The sequence below is a fragment of the Williamsia herbipolensis genome, assembly GCF_000964005.1.
In the GTDB taxonomy this organism is placed as follows: Bacteria; Actinomycetota; Actinomycetes; order Mycobacteriales; family Mycobacteriaceae; genus Williamsia_A; species Williamsia_A herbipolensis.
In genome coordinates this window covers 265,316-287,644 of sequence record NZ_JXYP01000014.1, presented here as the reverse complement: position 1 = coordinate 287,644, position 22,329 = coordinate 265,316, and the positions used below count along the sequence as shown (strand labels likewise).

General features: G+C 69.7%; 17 protein-coding genes. 11 read left to right on the top strand and 6 right to left on the bottom strand.

The features are described 5' to 3' along the window. Nucleotides 1–85 precede the first annotated feature (85 nt). Entirely contained in the window at nucleotides 86–988 is a 903-nt protein-coding gene (locus tag TU34_RS07245) for a glycosyltransferase family 2 protein (protein ID WP_045822145.1), read from the top strand. A 32-nt stretch (nucleotides 989–1,020) separates the two neighbouring features. Here the strand turns inward: TU34_RS07245 and TU34_RS07240 are convergent, their stop codons facing one another. Together TU34_RS07240 and TU34_RS07235 are read right to left on the bottom strand one after the other, a co-directional pair. Next, a complete protein-coding gene (locus tag TU34_RS07240; protein WP_045822144.1) occupies nucleotides 1,021–1,827 on the bottom strand; it encodes an ABC transporter permease in 807 nt (268 codons plus the stop codon). Next, a complete protein-coding gene (locus TU34_RS07235; protein ID WP_045822280.1) occupies nucleotides 1,824–2,810 on the bottom strand; it encodes a daunorubicin resistance protein DrrA family ABC transporter ATP-binding protein in 987 nt (328 codons plus the stop codon). Before TU34_RS07235 ends, TU34_RS07240 begins: the two co-directional genes overlap by 4 nt. A gap of 502 nt (nucleotides 2,811–3,312) precedes the next feature. On the opposite strand from TU34_RS07235, the gene TU34_RS07230 reads away from it, so the two are divergent. The 9 genes from TU34_RS07230 to TU34_RS07190 all read left to right on the top strand — a co-directional run bounded on the left by TU34_RS07230 (nucleotide 3,313) and on the right by TU34_RS07190 (nucleotide 14,151). Continuing rightward, nucleotides 3,313–4,824, top strand: a complete 1,512-nt coding sequence (locus tag TU34_RS07230) for a condensation domain-containing protein (RefSeq protein ID WP_045822143.1) — start codon at nucleotides 3,313–3,315, stop codon at nucleotides 4,822–4,824. A 10-nt stretch (nucleotides 4,825–4,834) separates the two neighbouring features. Then, nucleotides 4,835–6,328 carry a condensation domain-containing protein gene (locus TU34_RS07225; RefSeq protein ID WP_150116436.1) on the top strand — a complete coding sequence of 498 codons (1,494 nt, stop codon included), beginning with the start codon at nucleotides 4,835–4,837 and terminating at the stop codon, nucleotides 6,326–6,328. Next, on the top strand, nucleotides 6,309–7,694 hold the full coding sequence (locus TU34_RS07220) for a condensation domain-containing protein (RefSeq protein ID WP_045822142.1): 1,386 nt from the start codon (nucleotides 6,309–6,311) through the stop codon (nucleotides 7,692–7,694). Before TU34_RS07225 ends, TU34_RS07220 begins: the two co-directional genes overlap by 20 nt. A 90-nt stretch (nucleotides 7,695–7,784) precedes the next feature. Then, the gene (locus tag TU34_RS07215; RefSeq protein WP_045822141.1) at nucleotides 7,785–8,669 is read left to right on the top strand and encodes a sulfurtransferase; all 885 of its coding nucleotides are present in this window, start codon (nucleotides 7,785–7,787) and stop codon (nucleotides 8,667–8,669) included. Next, entirely contained in the window at nucleotides 8,666–9,100 is a 435-nt protein-coding gene (locus tag TU34_RS07210) for a SufE family protein (RefSeq protein WP_045822140.1), read from the top strand. The genes TU34_RS07215 and TU34_RS07210 overlap by 4 nt, the downstream gene beginning before the upstream one ends. Before the next feature lie 19 nt (nucleotides 9,101–9,119). Beyond that, nucleotides 9,120–10,589, top strand: a complete 1,470-nt coding sequence (locus TU34_RS07205; protein WP_045822139.1) for a condensation domain-containing protein — start codon at nucleotides 9,120–9,122, stop codon at nucleotides 10,587–10,589. A gap of 134 nt (nucleotides 10,590–10,723) precedes the next feature. Further along, nucleotides 10,724–12,520 carry an acetyl/propionyl/methylcrotonyl-CoA carboxylase subunit alpha gene (locus TU34_RS07200; protein ID WP_045822138.1) on the top strand — a complete coding sequence of 599 codons (1,797 nt, stop codon included), beginning with the start codon at nucleotides 10,724–10,726 and terminating at the stop codon, nucleotides 12,518–12,520. A 38-nt stretch (nucleotides 12,521–12,558) separates the two neighbouring features. Continuing rightward, nucleotides 12,559–12,951 carry a hypothetical protein gene (locus TU34_RS07195; RefSeq protein WP_045822137.1) on the top strand — a complete coding sequence of 131 codons (393 nt, stop codon included), beginning with the start codon at nucleotides 12,559–12,561 and terminating at the stop codon, nucleotides 12,949–12,951. A gap of 177 nt (nucleotides 12,952–13,128) precedes the next feature. Next, the gene (locus TU34_RS07190) at nucleotides 13,129–14,151 is read left to right on the top strand and encodes an alpha/beta hydrolase (RefSeq protein WP_150116435.1); all 1,023 of its coding nucleotides are present in this window, start codon (nucleotides 13,129–13,131) and stop codon (nucleotides 14,149–14,151) included. Between the two features lie 70 nt (nucleotides 14,152–14,221). On the opposite strand, the gene TU34_RS07185 is transcribed toward TU34_RS07190, so the two are convergent. The 4 genes from TU34_RS07185 to TU34_RS07170 form a co-directional block, all read right to left on the bottom strand. Then, nucleotides 14,222–15,445: an acyl-CoA dehydrogenase family protein gene (locus TU34_RS07185; protein ID WP_045822136.1), complete on the bottom strand. Its 1,224-nt coding sequence runs from the start codon at nucleotides 15,443–15,445 to the stop codon at nucleotides 14,222–14,224. A gap of 88 nt (nucleotides 15,446–15,533) precedes the next feature. Then, entirely contained in the window at nucleotides 15,534–16,049 is a 516-nt protein-coding gene (locus tag TU34_RS07180) for a histidine phosphatase family protein (protein ID WP_238981214.1), read from the bottom strand. 44 nt (nucleotides 16,050–16,093) lie between these two features. After that, the gene (locus TU34_RS07175; protein WP_045822135.1) at nucleotides 16,094–16,915 is read right to left on the bottom strand and encodes a CbtA family protein; all 822 of its coding nucleotides are present in this window, start codon (nucleotides 16,913–16,915) and stop codon (nucleotides 16,094–16,096) included. A gap of 37 nt (nucleotides 16,916–16,952) precedes the next feature. Beyond that, nucleotides 16,953–17,186: a CbtB domain-containing protein gene (locus TU34_RS07170; RefSeq protein WP_045822276.1), complete on the bottom strand. Its 234-nt coding sequence runs from the start codon at nucleotides 17,184–17,186 to the stop codon at nucleotides 16,953–16,955. A gap of 267 nt (nucleotides 17,187–17,453) precedes the next feature. Between TU34_RS07170 and TU34_RS07165 the strand changes: the two genes are divergently transcribed. Next, on the top strand, nucleotides 17,454–22,328 hold the full coding sequence (locus TU34_RS07165) for an ATP-dependent helicase (RefSeq protein WP_045822275.1): 4,875 nt from the start codon (nucleotides 17,454–17,456) through the stop codon (nucleotides 22,326–22,328). Nucleotide 22,329 lies beyond the last annotated feature (1 nt).

The window sequence follows — 22,329 nt, the reverse complement described above, 5'->3', positions numbered from 1 at the left end:
GGGTGGCGCTCACCCGGCCGTACCAGGTCGGATCACCTAGTGTCGTGATCGGACAGCACCTTTCGTCGACCAGAGGGGACACGACGTGTTGGAGGCAGCGCATCCATCGGGGCTCGCCCTGTCGGTGGTCATCCCGACGTTCGACGAGGAGGATGTCGTCGCCGATTGCCTCGACCGCCTGGTCGCACAGATCGATCAGATCGCCGACATCGTGGTGGTGGACAACAATTCCCGGGACAAGACCGCGGACATCGTCTCGACGTACGTCGATCGCTACCCTCAGGTGCGGATGATCACCGAGTCGCGCCAGGGCCTCGTGTTCGCCCGCAACGCGGGGCTCGACGCCGCCACCGGAGACGCGATCGCGCGCATCGACTCCGACACCCTGGTCGGACCGACCTGGGCGCGCGACATCCTCGACTTCCTCGAGGCGGACACCGACCACGAGTGGGCCGCGCTGTGTGGGCGGGGCGAGGCCTACGGACTCCCGTACGGCGACGCGATGGCCGGGGTGAAGAGGCGACTGCGGTTCGTGCCCTTCACCTCTCGGCCCGACGCCTCGGCCGCCGACGTCCGACCCGTCATGGTGCTCTACGGCTCGAACATGGTGCTGCGCCGCTCCACCTGGCTCGCGGTCCGCGACGCGGTCAGCATGCGCCGCGACATCTTCGAGGACGTGGACACCGGGCTCTGCGTCGGCGAGATCGGCGGGCGCAACGCCTTCCTCCCGCATCTCGGGGTGGGCGTCTCACCGCGGCGGATGGAGACCGGGGTCGTCTCTTTCGTCCGCTACATGAGCTTCCTCCCCCGCACCCTGTTCCTGCACCGCCGGTATGCCCTCGGGGTGGGCGCATGGATCCTCTACATCCCCTGGGTCACCGCGGTCCACGTGGCTCGCCTTCTGCTGATCCGCAGCTGGGATTCCGAGGCTCGCGGTTTCTCGGCACGAAACCTACTGCGGCGCAGAGTGGATCGCGTCGCCCCCTGATCGCAGGCGACAACGCCCGCGCCCATGGGGCGTCAGGCACGTCGCATGTAGACCCGGAGCGTCAACGGTGCGACGACCGCGAGAACGCACGCCGCACCGAGCAGCGACCATGCGATCTCGGCGCCGAAACGCCCGTCGGTCATCTGACGCACCGCCGACACCAGGTGCGAGACGGGGTTGACGTGGGCGAAGGCCTGCATCCATCCGGGCATGGTCGTCACCGGCACGAGGGCGTTCGACATGAAGGTCAGTGGCGTGAGGACCAACATCGACACCCCCTGCACGGTCGACGCCTTGTCCATCAACACCCCCATGAGGGCGAACACCCAACTCAGCGCGAAGGCGACGACCACGACGAGCAGGCAGGCGCCAATCGTCCCGATCACGCTGGCGGGACGGTAACCCATGATCAGTCCGACGATGATCGTGATGGTCGTGCCCACGACGTACCGCACCATGTCCGACAGCAGCGACCCGGCCAACGGCGCGATCCGTGCGATCGGCAGCGAGGTGAACCGGTCGAACACCCCTTTGTCCATGTCCTCGCGCAGCTGGACCCCGGTGGTCACCGATGCGGCGAGCACCACCTGCACCAGCACGCCGGGGATCAGGATCGGGAGGTAGCCGACGACGTCGCCGGCGATGGCGCCGCCGAAGATCGACGAGAACATCACGGTGAACACGATCGGCAGGATGATGACGTCGAACAGCAGCTGCGGGTTGTGTTTGATGCGCAGCAGCCCCCGCGCCGCCATCGTCAACGACTGCGACACCGCGTCGGCGAGGGTCACGCGGACGGCGATGGGGGCGGCCACGGCGTTGGTGGTGATGACGCTCATGCCGCGTCCTCCTCGGCGTCGATGGAATCCGGCGCGGCGGGACGGTCCGGCCGCGCGGTGAGTGCGAAGAAGACGTCGTCGAGACTGGGACGGGCGACCGACATCTCGGCCACCTCGACCCCGGCGGCGCTCAGCGCCACGAGGATGGTGCCGACCAGGGCGGTGTCGTCGATGGGGACCGACAGGGTCATCACACGGTTGCCGGAGCCCCGGCCCGGCTGCGCCTCGCCCGCGGTCACGATGGTCGACGTGTGCCGACCGATCACCCCGGCCGCCACCGCGTGGTCGCCCGGATCGGTGAGGGTCAGCAGCAGGCTCGACGAACCGACCGAGGACTTCAGTTCGTCGGCGGTTCCCTCGGCGACCATCGTCCCCCGGTCGATGACCGCGATCCGATCGGCCAGCTGGTCGGCCTCCTCGAGGTACTGCGTGCTCAGCAGGACGGTCGCGCCGTCGTCGACGAGCGACCGGACCGTCTCCCACATCTGCACGCGGGTACGCGGATCGAGTCCGGTGGTCGGTTCGTCGAGGAAGATCAACGGTGGACGCGACACCAGACTGGCCGCGAGATCGAGTCGGCGTCGCATGCCACCGGAGAAGGTCTTCACGATGGTCGAGGACGACTCGGTCAGCGCGAAGGACTCGAGCAGTTCGGCAGAACGCACCCTGGCGTCGGCCCGTGAGCGACCCAGGAGGCGGGCGAAGATCATCAGGTTCTCCCTGGCGGTGAGATCCTCGTCCACCGAGGCGTATTGACCCGTGAGACCGATCAACGAACGGACCTCGGTCGCGTGCGCGACCACGTCGTGACCGAAGATCCGCGCCGAGCCGACGTCGGGACGGAGCAGCGTCGCGAGCATCCGGACCAACGTCGTCTTGCCGGCACCGTTCGGACCGAGCACCGCGTACACCGATCCGGGCGGGACCGTGAGGTCGACACCGGAGACGGCCACCTTGCCGCCGAACCGCTTTCCCAGTCCCATCGTCTCGATGGCCGCGACATCGACATCGCTCACGATGTCCCCTCCCTGTCCACGTCGACGAGCCCGCGGGTTCGGTCGACCTCCGGTGGCGTGTTGGTGGGAGTCTATCCAGGGCACGGCATCCGTCCACGGCCTCCGCAGCGGGCACCGATCGCGCGGGCGCGTCAAAACCGCAGTGATCGAATCGATTTCACGGCTGTGTAACACCCCGGACATATATGGCACGTGCGTACCGCCGATCCGAGATCTCAAATACCCCTGCGATGCTGGGCTTTTGGCGCGCGGTGCACCTCTCGGCGTGGTGCCCGTCATCACGACCGCGGCCAGTGAGCAAGCACACTGGTTACTCGAGTGAACAATCTCCGCGGGCCGCCCTAGACTTGACCCATCGACTCCCCGGGTCGCCCCCAGCGGCACCACGGGGCTCTTTCGCCCGACGACGCGCGAGTGTGTCGACCCGACCCCCGCCCACGTCGCACATCGCGAATACCGAGAGGTGACAGTGGAATTCACCGAACTGGCCGACTACCCCCTCCCCGCGGGTGAGGTGACCGAGTGGATCCCGCGACTGATCGGCCGCGAGTGCGCCGACCGCACCTGGAGCGACGATCCGAGGCCGCTCAGCTATCTCCACGAGGAGTACTGCACCCGCGGCAGCATCGCCCGCAGCGCGCGCAGCGACGACGAGGGCCACCCCGGGTCGTGGCTCGGAGCGGTGTTCGTCGTCCCCCACCGCCACGACCGGGCCGCACTGGGACGGGCGCTGACGACCTGGATGCGCACCCACGAGGTGTTCCGCACGACGGTGGAACGGTCTCTCGACGACGACGGCCCGGTGTTGCGTCGACGTGGCACCGACCTCGATGTCGAGGTGACCGAGACGTCCGTCGGCACGCTGTCCAGCGGCACCGAGGTCCACCACCACCTGCTCGGACGGTTCGAGACGTTGTCGCCGCTGCACTGGCCGCACTGCGTTCTCGCGACCATCACCCCCGCCGGCGCCGACACCGGCGCCGACCATCTCGACGACCTCCCCGAGATCGGTGACGACGAGTTCCTCCTGGTGTTCGGCGCCGACCACTCGGTGATGGACGCCTACTCGATGTTGTTGGCGATCGGTGAGATCCAGGGACTGTATGCCGCCGAACTGGCCGGGACGCCGACGCGGCCCGCCGAGGTCGGAAGTCACGTCGACTTCAGCGAGCAGGACCGCAGACGTGGTGAGGATCTCCACGATCGACACGACGCCGTACGGACGTGGGAGGCGTTCCTGTCGCGCGAGGGCAACCGGTTCCCGGGCTTCCCGTTGCCGGTCACCGACGACCCTGTCACCGCACGCGCCCTCACCCGGCGTCGGAATCAGAGCGGGATGTCGTCGTGGGTGCTGTCGGCGGAGCAGGCCGACGACATCAACCGGTGGGCGCGCGCATCCGGCCACTCGATGCAGACGGCGGTGATGGCGGCGCTCGCGGTGGCCGTGCGCTCGCTGTCGGGTCAGGAGTCGATCCGGTTCGCCATGCCCATGCACACCCGCAGCGACACCCGGTACTCGTCGTCGATCGGATGGTTCGTCGGCGTCGTCCCGATCGAGATCGATCTCGCCGGCGCGCAGACGCTGGAGGAATGCCTCACGACCACCGGAGCCGCCATCGCCGACCGCAAGTCGTTGGCGCAGTTCCCGTTCCCCCGCGTCGCCGAGATCACCGGCATCGACGCGACGCCCCGGTTCGTCGTGTCCTACATCGACGCGAGGTACGTCCCGGAATCGTCGCACTGGTCGCGGTGGGGGGCACGCACACTCCGGGGTTCCGCGGACTCCGACGACGAGGTGTACCTGTGGATCGTCCGCTCCCCCAAAGGCATCTCGGTGTCGGCGCGGTTCCCTGGCAACCGGGTGGCGACGGAGAGCGTGCACGGCTTCCTGCACCGACTCAACGCCGTGCTCGCACTTCCCGTCGGACGCCGTGCCCGCCACGACACCGTCGGTGCCACCGACGTCTCGGCCGCGGGGTGATGACCCGGTGATGATCGACATGCTCGCCCACTGGAACCCCGGGCGAGGGACGGTGATGGAGGTGCTCGCCACCGAGGAATCGCGCGCGGCTGCCGCTGCCGCGCAGGCACATCCGGCGCCGGCGTCGTTCCTGCAGGAGAACCATCTGCGCGGGACACGTGCCGCCTCCGACCGCGGCGACCGGCACTGCGCCTACCTCACGGCCACCACCGAGGTCGACGGCGACTTCGACGCAGCAGCCCTCGTCGGTGCGCTGCGGCGCTTCACCACCCGCCACGACGGGCTGCGATGCTGGTTCGACGTCTCCGACGGTGTGGTCACCCGCCATCTCGTCGACGCGGACGACGTCGACTTCCGTGTCGAGCGTGTGGGCGAGGTCGACGACTATGGATACCTGACCGGGGCGGTGGACTCGAACCGCTTCCGCGACCACGTGACCGCCCGGTTCGCGCGCGAGGCGAACGCCCTGCACTGGCCCGGATTCTCCGTCGGGGTCGTCGTGCGACCACACGATTTCACGGTGTACATCGGGTGCGACCACGCCCTGAGCGACGGTGTGTCGCAGGCGTTGGCGCTGGCCGAGGTGGCCGACCTCTACTACTCCGAACGCGACGGGACCGACGTCGGCCCGTTCACCGACGCCCCGACCGGATCGGCGCTCGCCTATGCCGTCGCCGAGCGGGAACGTGCCGCACGGTTCACACCCGAGTCCCCCGAGGTGCAGGCGTGGTGTTCGGCGGCCGCGCCCACCGGAGGAGGGATGCCCCGGTTCCCCATCGATCTCGGCCTGGCCGACGGGGAGAGCGCACCGGTGAAGCCCGTGAAGTTCGACGTCCTCGACGCAGCCGGTGCCGCCGAGTTCGAGGAGATCTGCCGTGCACACGGGGCGCGGATGATCGGCGGCATCACCGCGGTGCTCGCGATCGTCGATCGCGAACTCGCCGGGGTCGACGACTACTTCACGATCACCGCCCTCGCCGACCGCGCCCTCGCCGACGTCACGCTGACCCAGGGCTGGTTCTGCCGATTCGCACCCGTCGCCTTCGGCGTCGACACCGCGCGCACCTTCACCGACCTGGTCGGCACGGCACAGTCCGCCTGCGAACGCGGCGCCGCGTGCTCCGAGGTCCCGGTGCCGACGGTGATCGGTGCACTGCTCGCCGCCGGGACCGCACCCGAACGGGTTCTCGTCACGCCACAGCTGTTGTCCTACATCGACTTCCGGCGGTTCCCGATGGCGGGCACACCGGCCTACGACCGCGGGATGCAATCGACCGGGGAGGGTCGGACGGCGAATGCCTCGATGTGGTTCAACCGTGACGACCGCAGCCTCTACCTGGGATCACAGATCCCCGACACGCCGCGCGCCGCGACGGTGCTCGCCGCCCACCACCGCCGCATCCGGGAGATCTTCGCCGACATCGTGTCGACCGGCGACCACGTGATCGGCGCCGTCGGCGACGCCGGTGTGAAGAGGTCGTCGCTTGCGCGTCACCACGATTGACCGATTCGCGCCGGCTCCGGGCACCGTCGTGCAGTGGGCGGTCGACGCGACCGCGAGCACCGGTGTGGTGTCGGCGATCCCACCGTCGTTCAACCAGAGCCACCACCTGGCCTCCGCGGCCGCCGATCCGGCCGGGGAGAGCACCTGGCTCGCGGCCTCCTTCGACGTCGACGGGCCCGTGGACCTCAAGGCGATCGAGCGCGCCTTCCTCTCCCTCATCGCCCGCCACGGCACCCTGCACAGCGGATTCGTCCGCGACGGCGGACGTGTCATCCGGCATCTGCACGATCCCGCGGCCCTGCGGGTGATCGTCACGGCCCCGAGAACGCTGACCACCGTGTCGGCGGTGCGCGGTGCGCTGCGAGAGGGACTGCGCCACGCCTGCACGCCGTTCGGCGGACCCGGTTGCCACCTCGCGACCATCGACCGCGCCGATCGCTCGACGATCCTCTGCGGCTTCGATCACGCGCACGTCGACGCGTACTCGATGGCCATCGTCGTCGACGATCTGGCGCGTCTCTACGCCGGGTACCGCGCCGAACCGGGTGCGTTCGACCCCCGCATCCTGCCGCCGGCGGCCAGCTTCGTCGACTACTGCGCCGAGGAGGCCGGCGACGACCGCGACTTCTCCCGACATCCCGGAATGGATCGCTGGGTCGAGTTCTTCGCCCGCCACGACCGCCGACCACCGGAGTTCCCGCTCGACCTCGGACTCGCGCCGGGTGCACGGGCGCGCCAGGCGGTGGATGTCCGCACGCTCCTCGGGCCGCGCGACACCGCCACCTTCGCCGCGTCGTGCGCGGAGTCAGGGTCGAGCGTCTACGCCGGGATCCTGTCCGCCATGGCCCATGCGGTGCATGATCTCGGTGGCGGCTCGGAGATGCCCGTGCTGTTCCCGATGCACACCCGGCGATCCCGCCGGTGGGAGAACGCGATGGGCTGGTTCACGACCAACGCCCCGGTCACGATCACCGTCGAGACCGACCTGCCCGCGACGATCGCCCGGGCCGGGCCGGCGGTCCGCGAGGCCGTCGCGCTCGGGGAGATCCCGATCCCCCGGGTGCTCGAGACGATCGGCGGTCTCCGGGCCGGTCGGACCGACATCTTCATGGTCTCCTACGTCGACTACCGCCGGCTGCCCGGCGCCCACGCGCACGATCTCCTCGATGCCCACCACATCTCCAACGTGACCTCGGCCGACGACGCGCAGTTCTGGATCTCGCGCACCGAGAGCGGACTCGCCCTGCGCACCCGCTACCCCGACACCGCGGTCGCCCGGGCGACGATGGACGCGTTCCTCGGCGGCGTGGGTCGACATGCCGCGGCGGAAACCCTGCGACAGAGCACAGCCAACCGGGCGACATGACTCGCGGGCGTGTGACGTCCGACGAGGGTGACCACTAGGCTCGGTGGGCAAGCAGCGCTCGATCATCTTCTAGACCGCGGGAGCCTCGCAGTGACAGTCCCCACCGATCCCCATCCCGGCTTCGCCGCCTACGCCCATCCCGAGCGGCTGGTGAGCACCGAATGGCTCAGCGCCCACATCGGCACCGAGGGCCTCAAGGTGGTGGAGTCCGACGAAGACGTGTTGCTCTACGACATCGGCCACATCCCCACCGCGCAGAAGATCGACTGGCACCTGCACCTCAACGATCCGGTCACACGCGACTACATCGACGGTGAGCAGTTCGCCGAGCTCATGCGCAGCAAGGGAATCCGTCGCGACGACACGATCGTCGTCTACGGCGACAAGAGCAACTGGTGGGCGGCCTACGCCCTGTGGGTGTTCACGCTGTTCGGCCACGCCGACGTGCGCCTGCTCGACGGGGGCCGCCAGGCCTGGTTCGCCGAGGACCGCGAGACCAGCTTCGACGTCCCCGACCTGCCCCGGTCGGACTACCCCGTCGTCGAGCGGGACGACACCACCATCCGTGCGTTCGCCGATCAGGTGCGCGACGTGCTGGGCACCGAACCGCTGATCGACGTGCGGTCGCCGCAGGAGTACACCGGCGAACGCACCCACATGCCGGAGTACCCGCAGGAGGGCGCGCTCCGCGGTGGCCACATCCCGACGGCGGTGTCGATTCCCTGGGCCAAGGCCGCCGCACCCGACGGGCGGTTCCGCGGTCGCGCCGAACTCGAGGAGATCTACGGCGAGTTCGCGCCCGACCAGCCGACCATCGCCTACTGCCGCATCGGCGAACGCTCGTCGCACACCTGGTTCGTGCTCACCCATCTGCTTGGTTTCACCCTCGTCCGCAACTACGACGGTTCCTGGACGGAGTGGGGCAACGCGGTCCGGGCGCCGATCGTGACCGGCCCCGAACCCGGCACCCGGTGACGCTGCCCGCCGCGCTCGCCGAGATCGTCGACGATTTCGGCGCGCTCGCCGAGTCCGATCGCGTCACCCTGCTGCTCGAGTTCGCGAACGAGTTGCCGGCCCTGCCCGGGCACCTTCAGACCGAGGCGATGGAACCGGTCCCGGAGTGCCAGTCGCCGGTCTACCTGTCCGTCGACGCGTCCGACGCCACCGCGGTGCGGCTGTATTTCAGCGCGCCGCGCGAGGCGCCGACCACCCGCGGGTTCGCGTCGATCCTGCACCAGGGACTCGACGGCGCGACCGCGTCGGACATCGTCGCGGTCCCCGGCGACTTCTACACCGACCTCCATCTCGACACCGTCGTGAGCCCGCTGCGTCTGCGCGGGATGGCCGGGATGCTGGCGCGCATCAAGAGCCAGGTCGCCGCACAGACCGCGACCGACCCCGCCTAGGTCCCGGAGCGCCGCCGGAGTGAAGTTCACCCAGATGATGGACCAGCCGGTGGAACCCGGTGGTCTCGTCGAGTGGTCGGCGCAGACCCCCGGTGGGTTCGCCCACTGGCACACCGATCCGCGGCCCACCTCCCACAACCACGAGCTGCACCTGCGCTCGGCCCTCGAATATCGCTGGCGCACCCGCCGCGAGGGTGGTCGTGAGTCGTGGTTGGGTCTGGCCATCGAGTTCGACGAACCGATGTCGGTGCCCGCGATCCGCGCCGCACTCACCCGGTGGATCGATCGTCACGAGGTGTTGCGCAGCCACGTCGTGGTCAAACACACCGGGATGCAACGGTTGTCGACGCCACCGGGGTCGGTAACGCTCAAGATGGGGCGGGTCGGCTGGTACACCGAGGCCGGCCCGTTGCTCGACCAGCTCGCCGGGGCCTTCGACCGGGCCACCGCGCCGCTGCAGTGGCCCGCATACCTCTTCGCGACCGTGGCGCGCGAGAAGACCTTCACCCTGCTCTTCGCCGGCGACCACTCGCTGCTCGACGGCTATTCGCTGATCCTCGCCCAGCACGAACTCATCGAGCTCTATCACACCGCCCGCGAGCGGCGCGACGACCGACTCGGCCCCGTCGGGAGCTACGTGGACTTCAGCGCCCACGAACGACGGGTCGCCGACGAGGCCGACGCCGACCACCCCGCGGTCGCGGCGTGGCGGGACTACCTCGCCGACAACGGCAACGAGATGCCGCGCTTCGACGTCTCGGGCGAGTCGCACACCCGGCCCGCGCAGGACGACGCGCCGAGCACCTCTCCGGAGGAGGGCAGGGCAACCGCCGAGGATCCCGGCGACGCCACGGGGCCACCGCAGTCGTCGGTCACGATGGAGCTGCTCGACGACGACGAGGCCAACCGGTTCACCGCCGTGTGTTCGGCGGCGGGCGGGAACCTCTTCGCCGGCATCCTGGCCGCGCTGGCCATCGCCTACCGCGAATGCGGCGGCGGCGTGTTCCGCGCGATCACCCCGCGCCACACCCGCGACGAGGGACGCTGGCTGGGGTCGCTGGGGTGGTTCGTGTCGACCACACCGCTACGCCTCGACACCTCCGGCCTGGTGGCCTTCGACCAGGTCGTCGCCCGCGCGACCGGCGAGCTGCGCGCCACCCGGACCGCGGCCGGACTGCCGTTCCTGCGGGTGGCCGAGCTGCTCGGCTACACCGGTGACCCCAAGTTCGTGGTGTCGTTCATCGACACCCGCCACGCACCCAACGCCGCCGCCGCCGACGCCGGCGCGGCGCGGGTCCTGCGCTCGCACAGCTACGCCGACGACGAGGTCTTCATCTGGGTCAACCGGACACCGTCGGGCGTGCGCATCTCCGCGCGGTTCCCCGCCCTCGGACGCACACATTCCGAGGTGAGCCGATTCCTCATCGAGTTCGGCAGGGTGGTCCGTGAAGTCGGCGACCGCAGCACCTTCGCGCAACGCGAGGACTGACAGGACCGATCAATCGCTCGGTGCGTTAGGGTGCTCTTCGGGGTCCGCCGGGAAGCCTTGCAGACGCCCCGACGACGACGCCCACCACGAAGATCCCCCGACACGAAGATCCTCAGTACGCAACAGGAGAAACAGTGCCCAGTCATGCCAGCTCGGTGATCAGCAAAGTCCTCGTCGCCAACCGGGGCGAGATCGCCGTCCGCGTGATCCGCGCGGCGCGTGATGCGGGACTGGGAAGCGTCGCGGTCTATGCCGAGCCCGACGCCGACGCGCTGTTCGTCAAGCTCGCCGACGAGGCGTTCGCACTCGGCGGTCAGACCTCGGCCGAGTCGTACCTGGTGTTCGACAAGATCCTCGACGCCGCGCGCAAGTCCGGTGCCGACGCGATCCACCCCGGGTACGGCTTCCTGTCCGAGAACGCCGACTTCGCCCAGGCCGTCATCGACGCGGGCATCACCTGGATCGGTCCGTCGCCGCAGTCGATCCGCGACCTCGGCGACAAGGTCACCGCCCGCCACATCGCACTCAAGGCGAACGCGCCGATGGCCCCGGGCACCAAGGACCCGGTGAAGGACGCCTCGGAGATCGTCGCGTTCGCCGAGGAGCACGGTGTCCCCGTCGCGATCAAGGCGGCGTTCGGTGGTGGCGGCCGCGGCATGAAGGTGGCCTACACGATCGCCGAGATCCCCGAACTGTTCGACTCCGCCACCCGCGAGGCCGTCGCCGCGTTCGGTCGCGGTGAGTGTTTCGTCGAGCGCTACCTCGACAAGGCCCGCCACGTCGAGGCCCAGGTCATCGCCGACCAGCACGGCAACGTCGTCGTCGCGGGTACCCGTGACTGCTCGCTGCAGCGGCGTTTCCAGAAGCTCGTCGAGGAGGCGCCCGCGCCGTTCCTCACCGATGAGCAGCGCGCCAAGATCCACTCCTCGGCCAAGGCCATCTGCCGCGAGGCCGGCTACTACGGTGCGGGCACCGTCGAGTTCCTCGTCGGCTCCGACGGCCTGGTCTCGTTCCTCGAGGTCAACACCCGCCTGCAGGTCGAGCACCCCGTCACCGAGGAGACCTCGGGCATCGACCTGGTGCGTCAGCAGTTCCGCATCGCCGCGGGCGAGGAACTCACCATCACCGAGGACCCGACCCCGCGCGGCCACTCGTTCGAGTTCCGCATCAACGGTGAGGACGCCGGTCGTGGCTTCCTGCCCGCCCCCGGACCGATCGCGGTGTACAAGGAGCCGACGGGCCCGGGTGTACGTGTCGACTCCGGTGTGGTGCAGGGCGATGTCATCGGCGGCGGCTTCGACTCCATGCTGGCCAAGCTCATCGTCACCGGTGAGACCCGCGATCAGGCGCTCGAGCGTTCACGTCGCGCCCTCGAGGAGTTCCAGGTGGAGGGCCTCGCGACCGTTCTGCCGTTCCACCGCCACATCGTGTCCAACCCCGCGTTCATCGGCGACGGGGAGGGTTTCGAGGTCTACACCAAGTGGATCGAGACCGACTGGGACAACCCGATCGAGCCCTACACCGGCGGACAGCCGATCGACGACGACGAGGTCGCACCGCGTCAGAACGTGATCGTCGAGGTCGGCGGTCGTCGCGTGGAGGTGTCACTGCCCGGTGACCTCGCCCTGGCCGGATCCAACGGTTCCGGCGGCGGTGGCGCGATCCGCAAGAAGCCCAAGTCGCGTACCCGCACCAAGGGCGGCAACGTCGCGGTGTCGGGTGACGTGATCGCCGCACCGATGCAGGGCACCGTGGTCAAGGTCGCCGTCACCGAGGGCCAGGAGGTCACCGCCGGCGAACTCGTCGTGGTCCTCGAGGCGATGAAGATGGAGAACCCGGTCACCGCCCACAAGGACGGTGTCGTCACCGGCCTGTCGGTCGAGCCGGGCTCGGCGGTCACCCAGGGCACCGTCCTGCTCGAGATCAAGTAGCGCGACACCTCGCGGCGCCCGACGGGCTGACCGACACCATGGAGACCGTCGAGATCAACGCCGGCGCCTGGTATCTGCGCGGGCTGCGCGACGACGACCGGGTCAGCGACGTGTACGCACTGCGCGACACCGGCATCGACTGGCCCGACGACGCCGCACCTGCGCGGTTCGTGACCGATGCCGCACGCACCTGGGCCGACGAGTCGCGCTTCGTGTGGGCGGTCTGCGAACCGACCACCGGTGAGCTCGTGGCCGCGGTGTGGTCCGATCCGGTCGACGACACGCGGGCGACGGTGGGCGGCTCGGCGCGTCCCGGACGCGACGACGCACTGGCCGCGGGCATCACCGTGGTCACCCGCTTCGTCACCGGGGCGCTGGGACTCGAGGTCGACGACACCCCGAACCCGCCCGGCGCATCGACCGATACCTGACCGAGACCGGTCGCCCCCGATACCGTGATCACCGCGGTGGGGCCACGACCGGGCCGCGCATCGTACGATCGACTCGACGACGTGGGGTGACACCCGTCCCGCGTGCCGCGATGTCTCCTCCACGTGCACCTGCGTGACGATCGAAAGGCTCCATCAGTGTTCTCGAGGACTCCTCGTGTGCGAACCGCGCCGCTGCGCGTCGCCGTGGTGACCGCCGCGCTCGCCGTCGGTCTGCTCGCCCCCCTGTCGACCGCGTCGGCCGCACCCGCCGACCTGCCCGCACCCGGCGTCACGTCGGCCGACGGCTCGTCGCTGGTGTCGGTGACCCCGGTCAACGACCGTCAGCTGACCATCGAGGTGCGCTCGGCGGCCATGAACCGCGTCGTGCCGCTGTCGGTGATCCTCCCCCGCGATCGCTCGGTGGCCCGCCCGACGCTGTACCTCCTCAACGGTGCCGGCGGCGGCGAGGACGCGGCCACCTGGGAACGACAGACCGACGTGGTGAAGTTCTTCTCCGACAAGAACGCCTACGTGGTGACGCCCAACTCCGGCGCCTACAGCTACTACACCGACTGGCAGCGCGACGATCCGGTGCTCGGCCGCAACAAGTGGTCGACCTTCCTCGGCGTCGAACTGCCGCAGGTGTTCGACAAGGCCTTCGCGACCAGCGGCCGCAACGCCATCGCCGGCATCTCGTCGTCGGGGTCGGCGGTCCTCGACCTCGCCATCGAACACCCCGGGGTGTTCTCGGCCGTCGGTTCCTACAGCGGGTGCGCGGCCACGTCGAGCCCGCTCGGCCAGGCGTATGTGCGCCTCGTGGTCGAGACGCGCGGCGGCACCACCGCCACCAACATGTGGGGCCCGTACGCCGGGCAGGGCTGGCGCGATCACGACGCCGTGCTCAACGCCGCGAAGCTGCGCGGGACCAGCCTCTATGTGTCGGCGGGCAGCGGCATCCCGGGCAAGTACGAGAACCCGGCGGGCGTCCGACCGGGCAACGACCTCGCCTCGCAGATCATCCTCGGTGGCCCGATCGAGGCCGCCACCGACGACTGCACCCAGCAGCTGCGCACCCGTCTCGCGCAGCTGAAGATCCCCGCCACGTTCCACTTCCCGGGCACCGGCACCCACTCGTGGGGCTACTGGGAGGACGAGCTGCACCGGTCGTGGCCGCAGCTCGGCCGGGCCATCGGCGCCTGACCGACAACAGCACAGACGACACGACCGCCGGGCCCCGAGGGCTCGGCGGTCGTGTCGTCTGTGCGCGTGCCTACTTCGGCGCGAGGAGTCCCTTGGCCACGTGGGTCACCTGGATCTCGTTGCTGCCCGCGTAGATCATGAGCGACTTCGCGTCGCGGGCGAGTTGCTCGACGCGGTACTCGGCCATGTAGCCGTTGCCGCCGAAGAGCTGCACGGCCTCCATGGCGACGTCGGTGGCCGCCCGCGACGAGTACAGCTTCATCGCCGACGCCTCGGCGAGGCTGATCGATTTCCGGTCCTTGCCGCGCTCGAGGGCGCTGAAGATCATGTTCTGCACGTTGATCCGCGCAATCTCCATCTCGGCGAGCTTGAGCTGGATGAGCTGGAACTGCCCGATGTTCTTGCCCCACAGGGTGCGGTTGCGGGCGTAGTCGACCGACAGGCGCAGGCATTCGTTGATGATGCCGAGCGACAGCGCGGCGATACCGACGCGCTCCATGGTGAAGCCGGCCTTCGCGCCCTCGCCGCCGCGGGTGTCGGCGCCGGTGTCCTCGGTCTCGCCGAGCAGACGGTCCGGCGACACGCGCACGTTGTCGAAGAACAACTCACCGGTGGGTGAGCTCATCATGCCCATCTTCTTGAACGGCTTGCCCTGGGTGAGACCCTCCATGCCCTTGTCGAGCACGAAGGACAGGACCTTGCGGTCGCGGATCGGGGTACCGTCGCCCTCGTCGAGCTTGGCGAACACGACGATGGTGTCGGCGTAGGGACCGTTAGTGATGAACGTCTTCTGGCCCTTGAGGATGTAGTCGTCGCCGTCGCGCTTGACGGTGGTCTTCATGCCGCCGAGAGCATCGGAGCCGGAGTCGGGTTCGGTGATGGCCCAGGCACCGATCTTCTCGAGGGTCACCAGCTCGGGCAGCCAGCGCTTCTTCTGCGCCAGCGTGCCCTTGGACCGGATGGTGCCGACGGTCAGCTGACAGACACCCAGCGACGCGATGATGCCCAGGCTGACGCCCGCGAGCTCGGTGTTGAGCAGCATGAAGGTGCTGTCACCCATGCCGCCGCTCACGGCACCGGGTTTGGCCTCCCCGGTCGCCTCGGACTCGAGTTCCTTCTCGAGGCCCTCGCGGGCCATCTGATCGACGCCGAAGGTGGTGTACAACTTCCGCGCGATGTCGTAGGGCGGGAGCACGCCGGTCTCGAGCTCGTCGAGGTGCGGGCGCACCTCCTTGTCGATGAAGCCCCGCAGAGCGTCGCGGATCATCAGATCCTCGTCGGACCACTCGTACATGCCCACTCCTCCTCGTGCCATCCACGACACAAAAAATGAATTCTGTTTCAGTTCCGCTCACCAGGGTGACAGTTACATCCGCGGATGTCTACAACCCGGCGCGCACGATTCCGCCCGAGACCGTGTGCAGCGAGGCGGGACGGACGTCGACCGCGAAGTACCCGGCCACCCCGGCCGTCCCCAGATGGGCGACGACGGCCTGCACGACGGGCTTGGCCACGACGACGACCGTCGAGGGTGGAGGCGGAGTCGACGGCGCCTCGGCCGGCGATCCGATGTGGTGTGCGAACCACGCGGCGACCCGCGCGACGAACGCGGCGACACTCTCGCCCCCGTGGGGGGTACTCGTCACGTCGGAGAACCAGAGTGCGAGCGCCTCGACCGGTATGTCCTCGGGAAGGCGGCCCGTCCACGACCCCAGGTCGACCGAACGCAGCCTCGGGACAACGTGCACGCGCTCGCCCAGGGCCCGAGCGGTCTGGCGAACCGACGCCTCCGGTCCGCTGAGGACCACGTCGGGAACGGCGCCAAGGGACTCGCCGAGTGTGCGCGCGTCGCGCCGACCCCGGTCGTCGAGATCAGACGACTCCGCACCGAACCGCAGGGCGCGGTTCGGTGCGGAGCGAGCGGCTGCGACGAGCCGGATGGTCAGCGGACCTGCGCGGCGTCCGGCCGGGTGCCCTGCGCACCCGTCGACCGGCGGGACAGGCGGGTGAGGACCACCGCGAACACGAGCCCCAGCACCGCCCAGAGGATCATCTGGTTCGCGATCGAGTAGAACCGGAATGTCCCGACCACGTCCCCGGGGAAGCCCGGGAACACGATCGTGCCGTCCGGCGACCTCAGGGCGGTGGGGACCTCGTCGAAACTCGGCAACACCGCCATCGCGACACCGACCACCGCCAGGTAGCCGACCGTCGACACGATCAGCGCGTAGAGACCGCCGATACGCGGCAGCAACCAGAACGCCAGCACCACGGCGGCGATCGCGACGGCCAGCGACACGAGCGTCATCGTCAGGTAGGACCCGCTGCGCGAGCCGATGGTGTCGTCGTTGCCGACGGCGGGCGGGTTCGCCGGGTACTTGCCGAACGGCACCAGGTACACCGCGACGAAACCGCCGAACGCCAGCAGACCGGCCACCAGGCGCGGGTCCACCAGCGGGTACCGCCGACCGACGTAGGCCCACAGCACGGTGAACACGACCGCGAAGATCGCACCCATCGCCAGGCCGAAGACGATCGAGCCGACGCCGGCTCCGATGTTCTCCTGCACCGACCGGGTGAACACCTCACCGTGCTCATGGGCCCCGTGCTCCCCGGCGAGCATCTCCTCGGCGTGGCTGCGACCCGACTCGTAGTCGATGGCCTTCGCGACCTGCGGTTCGATGAAGATGCGGGCGAACACGAACGCGAACAATCCGGCGACCAGACCCGAGACCAGGCCTGCGCCGATGAACTTCTTCTCCATGGAGTTGTCGGTTTCCTTCTCTGCGACCGGGAGGGGATCAGTGGCAGGGGAAGCCGAGGAAGTGACGAGCGTCGTGGACGAACTCGTGGACGTGGGTGTCGGCGCCGAAGACCGAGACCGCTCCCTGGTCGTAGCCAAGGAAGTAGTAGGCGAGCGCGGCGACCGCGGTGGTGGCGGTGAGCCACAGCGCGGTGTTGATCACCGAGACGTCGGGGGTATCGAGGACCAGCGGGCCCGAGGCCCTGCGGGTGGCGACGGATGTGGTGGACATGGATCTCCTCTCGCGGGATGACGCGTCCCGCGTGGTGTGGATGGGATGACCGTGCATCGGATATCTGACTCGAGTCCCCTGACCTGCAGGGGACCACACAGTGGCGCGACCGTTCCGGAATGTCACCGGATTCTCCGTGTGCTCGGCTGGGTGAACTGTATGGGTGGCGATCGCCGCTGGTCAACACCAGTGCGCTCCGGTGTGGCGCCGGTCGACCTCATCAGACGGCAGACGCGGGCTGTCGGACCGGTGGTGGATCATGGACCGATGACCACATCCACGGACGTCGAGGTGCTGGAACGCTTCAGCGCGCCGACCCGTGACTGGTTCACCGGAGCCTTCCGCGAACCCACGCCCGCCCAGTCGGGGGCGTGGAGCGCGATCGCCGACGGGTCACACACCCTCGTCGTCGCCCCCACGGGGTCCGGCAAGACGCTCTCGGCGTTCCTGTGGGCGCTCGACCGGCTCGCCCGCGAGCCCGCTGCACCGGCGACACCCGCCGGATCCACGACGTCGACGAAGGACGGGGCGGCCAAGCGGCAGACCAGCGTTCTCTACATCTCCCCGCTCAAGGCACTCGCGGTCGATGTCGAACGCAACCTGCGTGCACCGTTGGCGGGTATCACGCGGTCGGCGGCGGCCCTCGGTCTGCCGGTACCCGAGATCACCGTCGGGGTGCGCTCCGGCGACACCCCGACCGCGCAGCGTCGGCTCCTCCTCAAGACCCCGCCCGACATCCTCATCACCACGCCCGAGTCGCTGTTCCTGATGCTCACCTCGTCGGCCCGCGAGACGCTGACGTCGGTGCACACGGTGATCATCGACGAGGTGCACGCCGTGGCGAGCACCAAGCGCGGCACCCACCTCGCGCTGTCGTTGGAACGTCTCGACGACCTGCTCACGACACCCGCGCAACGCATCGGCCTGTCGGCCACGGTGCGGCCCGCCGAACGTGTGGCCGGGTTCCTGGCCGGTTCGGCGCCGTGCACCATCGTCTCGCCGCCCGCGGCCAAGACCTTCGACCTCACCGTCGACGTGCCGGTCCCCGACATGGCCAACATCCCGGCGCCGCCGGGACCCGACGAGTTCGACGACGAGGCGGCCCCCACGGCGGGATCGTTGTGGCCGTTCGTCGAATCGAGCATCGTCGACCTCGTCGAGAAGAACCGGTCGACGATCGTGTTCGCCAACTCGCGTCGTCTCTCGGAGCGGTTGACCGCCCGCCTCAACGAGATCCACGCCGAGCGGACCGGCGCGGGCGGCGACGAGGAATCGAACGACGCCGTCCCGGGCGGCGCGCCGGCACTCGTGATGGCCAGCGGCACCAGCCAGGGCGCCGACCCGGTGCTGGCCCGCGCCCACCACGGGTCGGTGAGCAAGGAGCAGCGCGCGCTCATCGAGGATGATCTCAAGGCCGGCCGTCTGCGGTGCGTCGTCGCCACCAGCTCGCTGGAACTGGGCATCGACATGGGCGCGGTCGATCTCGTGATCCAGGTCGAGACGCCGCCCTCGGTCGCCAGCGGCCTGCAGCGAATCGGGCGCGCGGGCCACCAGGTCGGCGAGATCAGCCGCGGCGTGCTGTTCCCGAAGCACCGCGCCGACCTCATCCACGCGACCGTCGCGGTGTCGCGGATGAAAGACGGCCTCATCGAGGAGATCCGGGTACCGGCCAACCCCCTCGACATCCTCGCCCAGCAGACGGTCGCGGCGTCGGCCGTCGACGACCTCGACGTCGAACAGTGGTATTCGACCGTTCGCCGTGCCGCGCCGTACGCGACGCTGCCGCGCTCGGCCTACGACGCCACCCTCGACCTGCTCGCCGGCCGCTACCCGTCCGACGAGTTCGCCGAGCTGCGTCCCCGCGTGGTCTGGGATCGCGACGCCGGCACCATCACCGGACGGCCCGGCGCCCAACGTCTCGCCGTCACCTCCGGCGGATCCATCCCCGACCGAGGCCTGTTCGGCGTGTTCATGGTCGGCGAGAAGGGCACGCGCGTCGGCGAACTCGACGAGGAGATGGTCTACGAGTCCCGCGTCGGTGACATCTTCGCGCTCGGTGCATCGAGCTGGCGGATCGAGGACATCACCCACGACCGGGTCCTGGTCTCCCCCGCCGCCGGTTCGCCGGGTCGCCTGCCCTTCTGGATCGGTGATGCCGTCGGTCGCCCGAGCGAGCTCGGCGAGGCCATCGGCAAGTTCGTGGGCGAGATCGGCCAGGGCCTCGGCGGTGTCGGGGCGCGCGGCGAGGGCTCCGACGGTCTGACCGCCGCGTCGTCGAGCGCACTCGACACCCGAGCCCGCGAGCTCGGGCTGACCACCTACGCCCGCGACAACCTCGCCACGCTCATCGCCGAACAGAAGGACGCCACCGGGTTTCTCCCCACCGACAAGACCCTCGTCATCGAACGTTTCCGCGACGAGCTCGGTGACTGGCGCGTGATCCTGCACTCGCCCTACGGATTACGGGTGCACGCGCCCTGGGCGAGTGCCATCGGGGCCCGCCTGCGCGAGCGGCTCGGGCTCGACGGCGTGGTCACCGCGTCCGACGACGGCATCATCGTGCGTCTCCCCGACACCGACGACGAACCGCCGGGCACCGCGATGTTCACCATCGACCCCGACGAGGTCGAGCAGCTCGTGACCGACGAGCTCGGCGGATCGTCGTTGTTCGCCAGTCGTTTCCGCGAGTGCGCGGCGCGGGCACTGCTGCTGCCCCGCCGCAACCCCGGCCGCCGGGCACCGCTGTGGCAGCAACGCCAGCGCAGCGCTGCCCTGCTGCAGGTCGCGGCACGGTATCCGCAGTTCCCGATCATCCTCGAGACGTTGCGCGAATGCCTGCAGGACGTCTACGACCTGCCCGCGCTGACCGATCTCCTCACCGGCATCTCCTCGCGGAACATCCGGATCGTCGAGACCGAGACCACCACGCCGTCGCCGTTGGCGGCCTCGCTGCTGTTCGGCTACGTGGGCGCGTTCATGTACGCCGACGACGCACCCCTCGCCGAGCGGCGGGCCGCAGCGCTGTCACTCGACACCGCGCTGCTCGCGCAGCTCCTCGGACGGGTCGACCTGCGCGAATTGCTCGATCCCGGCGTCATCGCCGACGTCGAGGCGAAACTGCAACGGACGCATCCCGATCGGCGTGCGCACGACATCGAGGGGATCGCGGATCTGCTGCGGTGGCTCGGGCCGCTCACCGACGCCGAGATCGCCGATCGCTTCGCCGATCCGACGGCCCAGTCCACCGAAGCCCAGCCCGACGACTCCGCGACAGACGGTGTCCGCACACCACCGGATCCGACACCACTGCTCGCGACGCTGCAGACCACCGGGCGCATCATCTCGGTCAACCACGGCGGGCGCGTGCTGTGGGCGGCCGTCGAGGACACCGCGCGCCTGCGTGACGCACTGGGTATCCCGGCCCCGCTGGGCATCCCGGCCGCCTTCACCGAGCCCGTCGACGATCCGGTCGGCGACATCGTCGCCCGCTACGCGCGTACCCACGCGCCGTTCACCGTGGCGGAGGCGAGCACCTCCACCGGTCTGCCCGTCGCGGTCGTCCGCGACACCCTGGCCCGCCTCGCTGCGGCGCGACGCGTCATCGAGGGCGACTTCCGCCCCGAGCCCGCCGGTACCGGCGTCGACTCGCAGCAATGGTGCAACACCGACGTGCTCGCGCAGATCCGTCGCGGCTCACTCGCCGCGAGCCGGGCCGAGATCGCCCCGGTGACGACCGACGCGTTCACACGCTTCCTGCTCGACTGGCAGCACGTCGCCCCGAACGCGAAGTCCCGCCTGCGCGGCATCGACGGTGTCGCGACGGCCATCGACCAGCTGGCCGGACTGCCCGTCCCGGCCTCGGCTCTGGAATCACTGGTGCTGCCCAGCCGGGTCGTCGACTACCAGCCCGCGATGCTCGACGAGTTGTTCGCCTCCGGCGAGATCGCGTGGGCCGGCCACGGCCGACTCGGCACCTCCGACGGGTGGATCAGCCTGCACCCCACCGACCTCGCGCCGGTCACCCTGCCCGAGCCGGTCGACATCGACACCACCGCCACCCACGAGGCCATCATCGAGACGCTCGCCCGCGGAGGGGCCTACCAGTTCCGCCAACTGGCGACGGTGCCCTCGGCGGCGGTCGATGCGTCCCAGGACGGTCCCGCCCAGAACGATCCCCCACAGAACGATCCCGCCCAGAAAGATCCGGCACCGCCGGTCGCCGCACCGGCCGACGAGGACGTCGAGCGGTCGCTGTGGGACCTGGTGTGGGCCGGGCATGTCAGCACCGATTCGTTCGGCGCGGTGCGGGCCCTGCTGAGCCCGCGGCGGGTGGGCAGCGCACCCCGCGGCAACCCGACACACCGCAGTCGTGGGCGGGCTCCTCGACTGCGCGCCCACCGCCTCACCACGCGCTATCTCACCGAGAACCAGCTCGGCACCCGTACCACCCCGCCGACGGTGGCGGGCCGCTGGTTCGCGCTGCCCGGGCGTGTCGACGACGCGACGGTGGCGGTCCACGGCACCTGCGAGCAGCTGCTGGAACGCTACGGGGTGGTCACGAAGGGGTCGGTCACCGGCGAGGAGGTGCCCGGCGGTTTCGCCCGGGTCTACAAGGCGCTCAGCGGTTTCGAGGACAGCGGCAAGGTCCGTCGCGGCTACTACATCGACGGACTCGGCGGCGCCCAGTTCGCGGCGGTCGGCACCGTCGACGCGCTTCGCGAGCATTCCGTCGACACCACCGACGACCGTTCCGAGCCCCCGGTCCCCGTCGTGCTCGCCTCGACCGACCCGGCCAACCCGTTCGGTGCCGCGCTGCCGTGGCCCGAGTCCACACAGACCGAGGGCAGTGGTCACCGTCCGGGCCGCAAACCCGGTGCGCTGGTGGTGATCGTCGACGGCCACCTCACGCTGTTCGTCGAGCGCGGCGGAAAGACCGTGCTCACCTTCGGCGATACCTCCGACCGCGTGGCCCCGGCCGCTGCGGCCCTGGCCGAGGTGGTGCGGTCCGGGCGCGTCAGCAAACTGCAGATCGAACGCGTCGACGGTGAGGCGGTCCACGGCACCGAGATCGCCGCGGCATTCGTCGAATCCGGTTTCACCGCCACCCCGCGCGGGATACGACTGCGGCACATGGCGCGCTGAC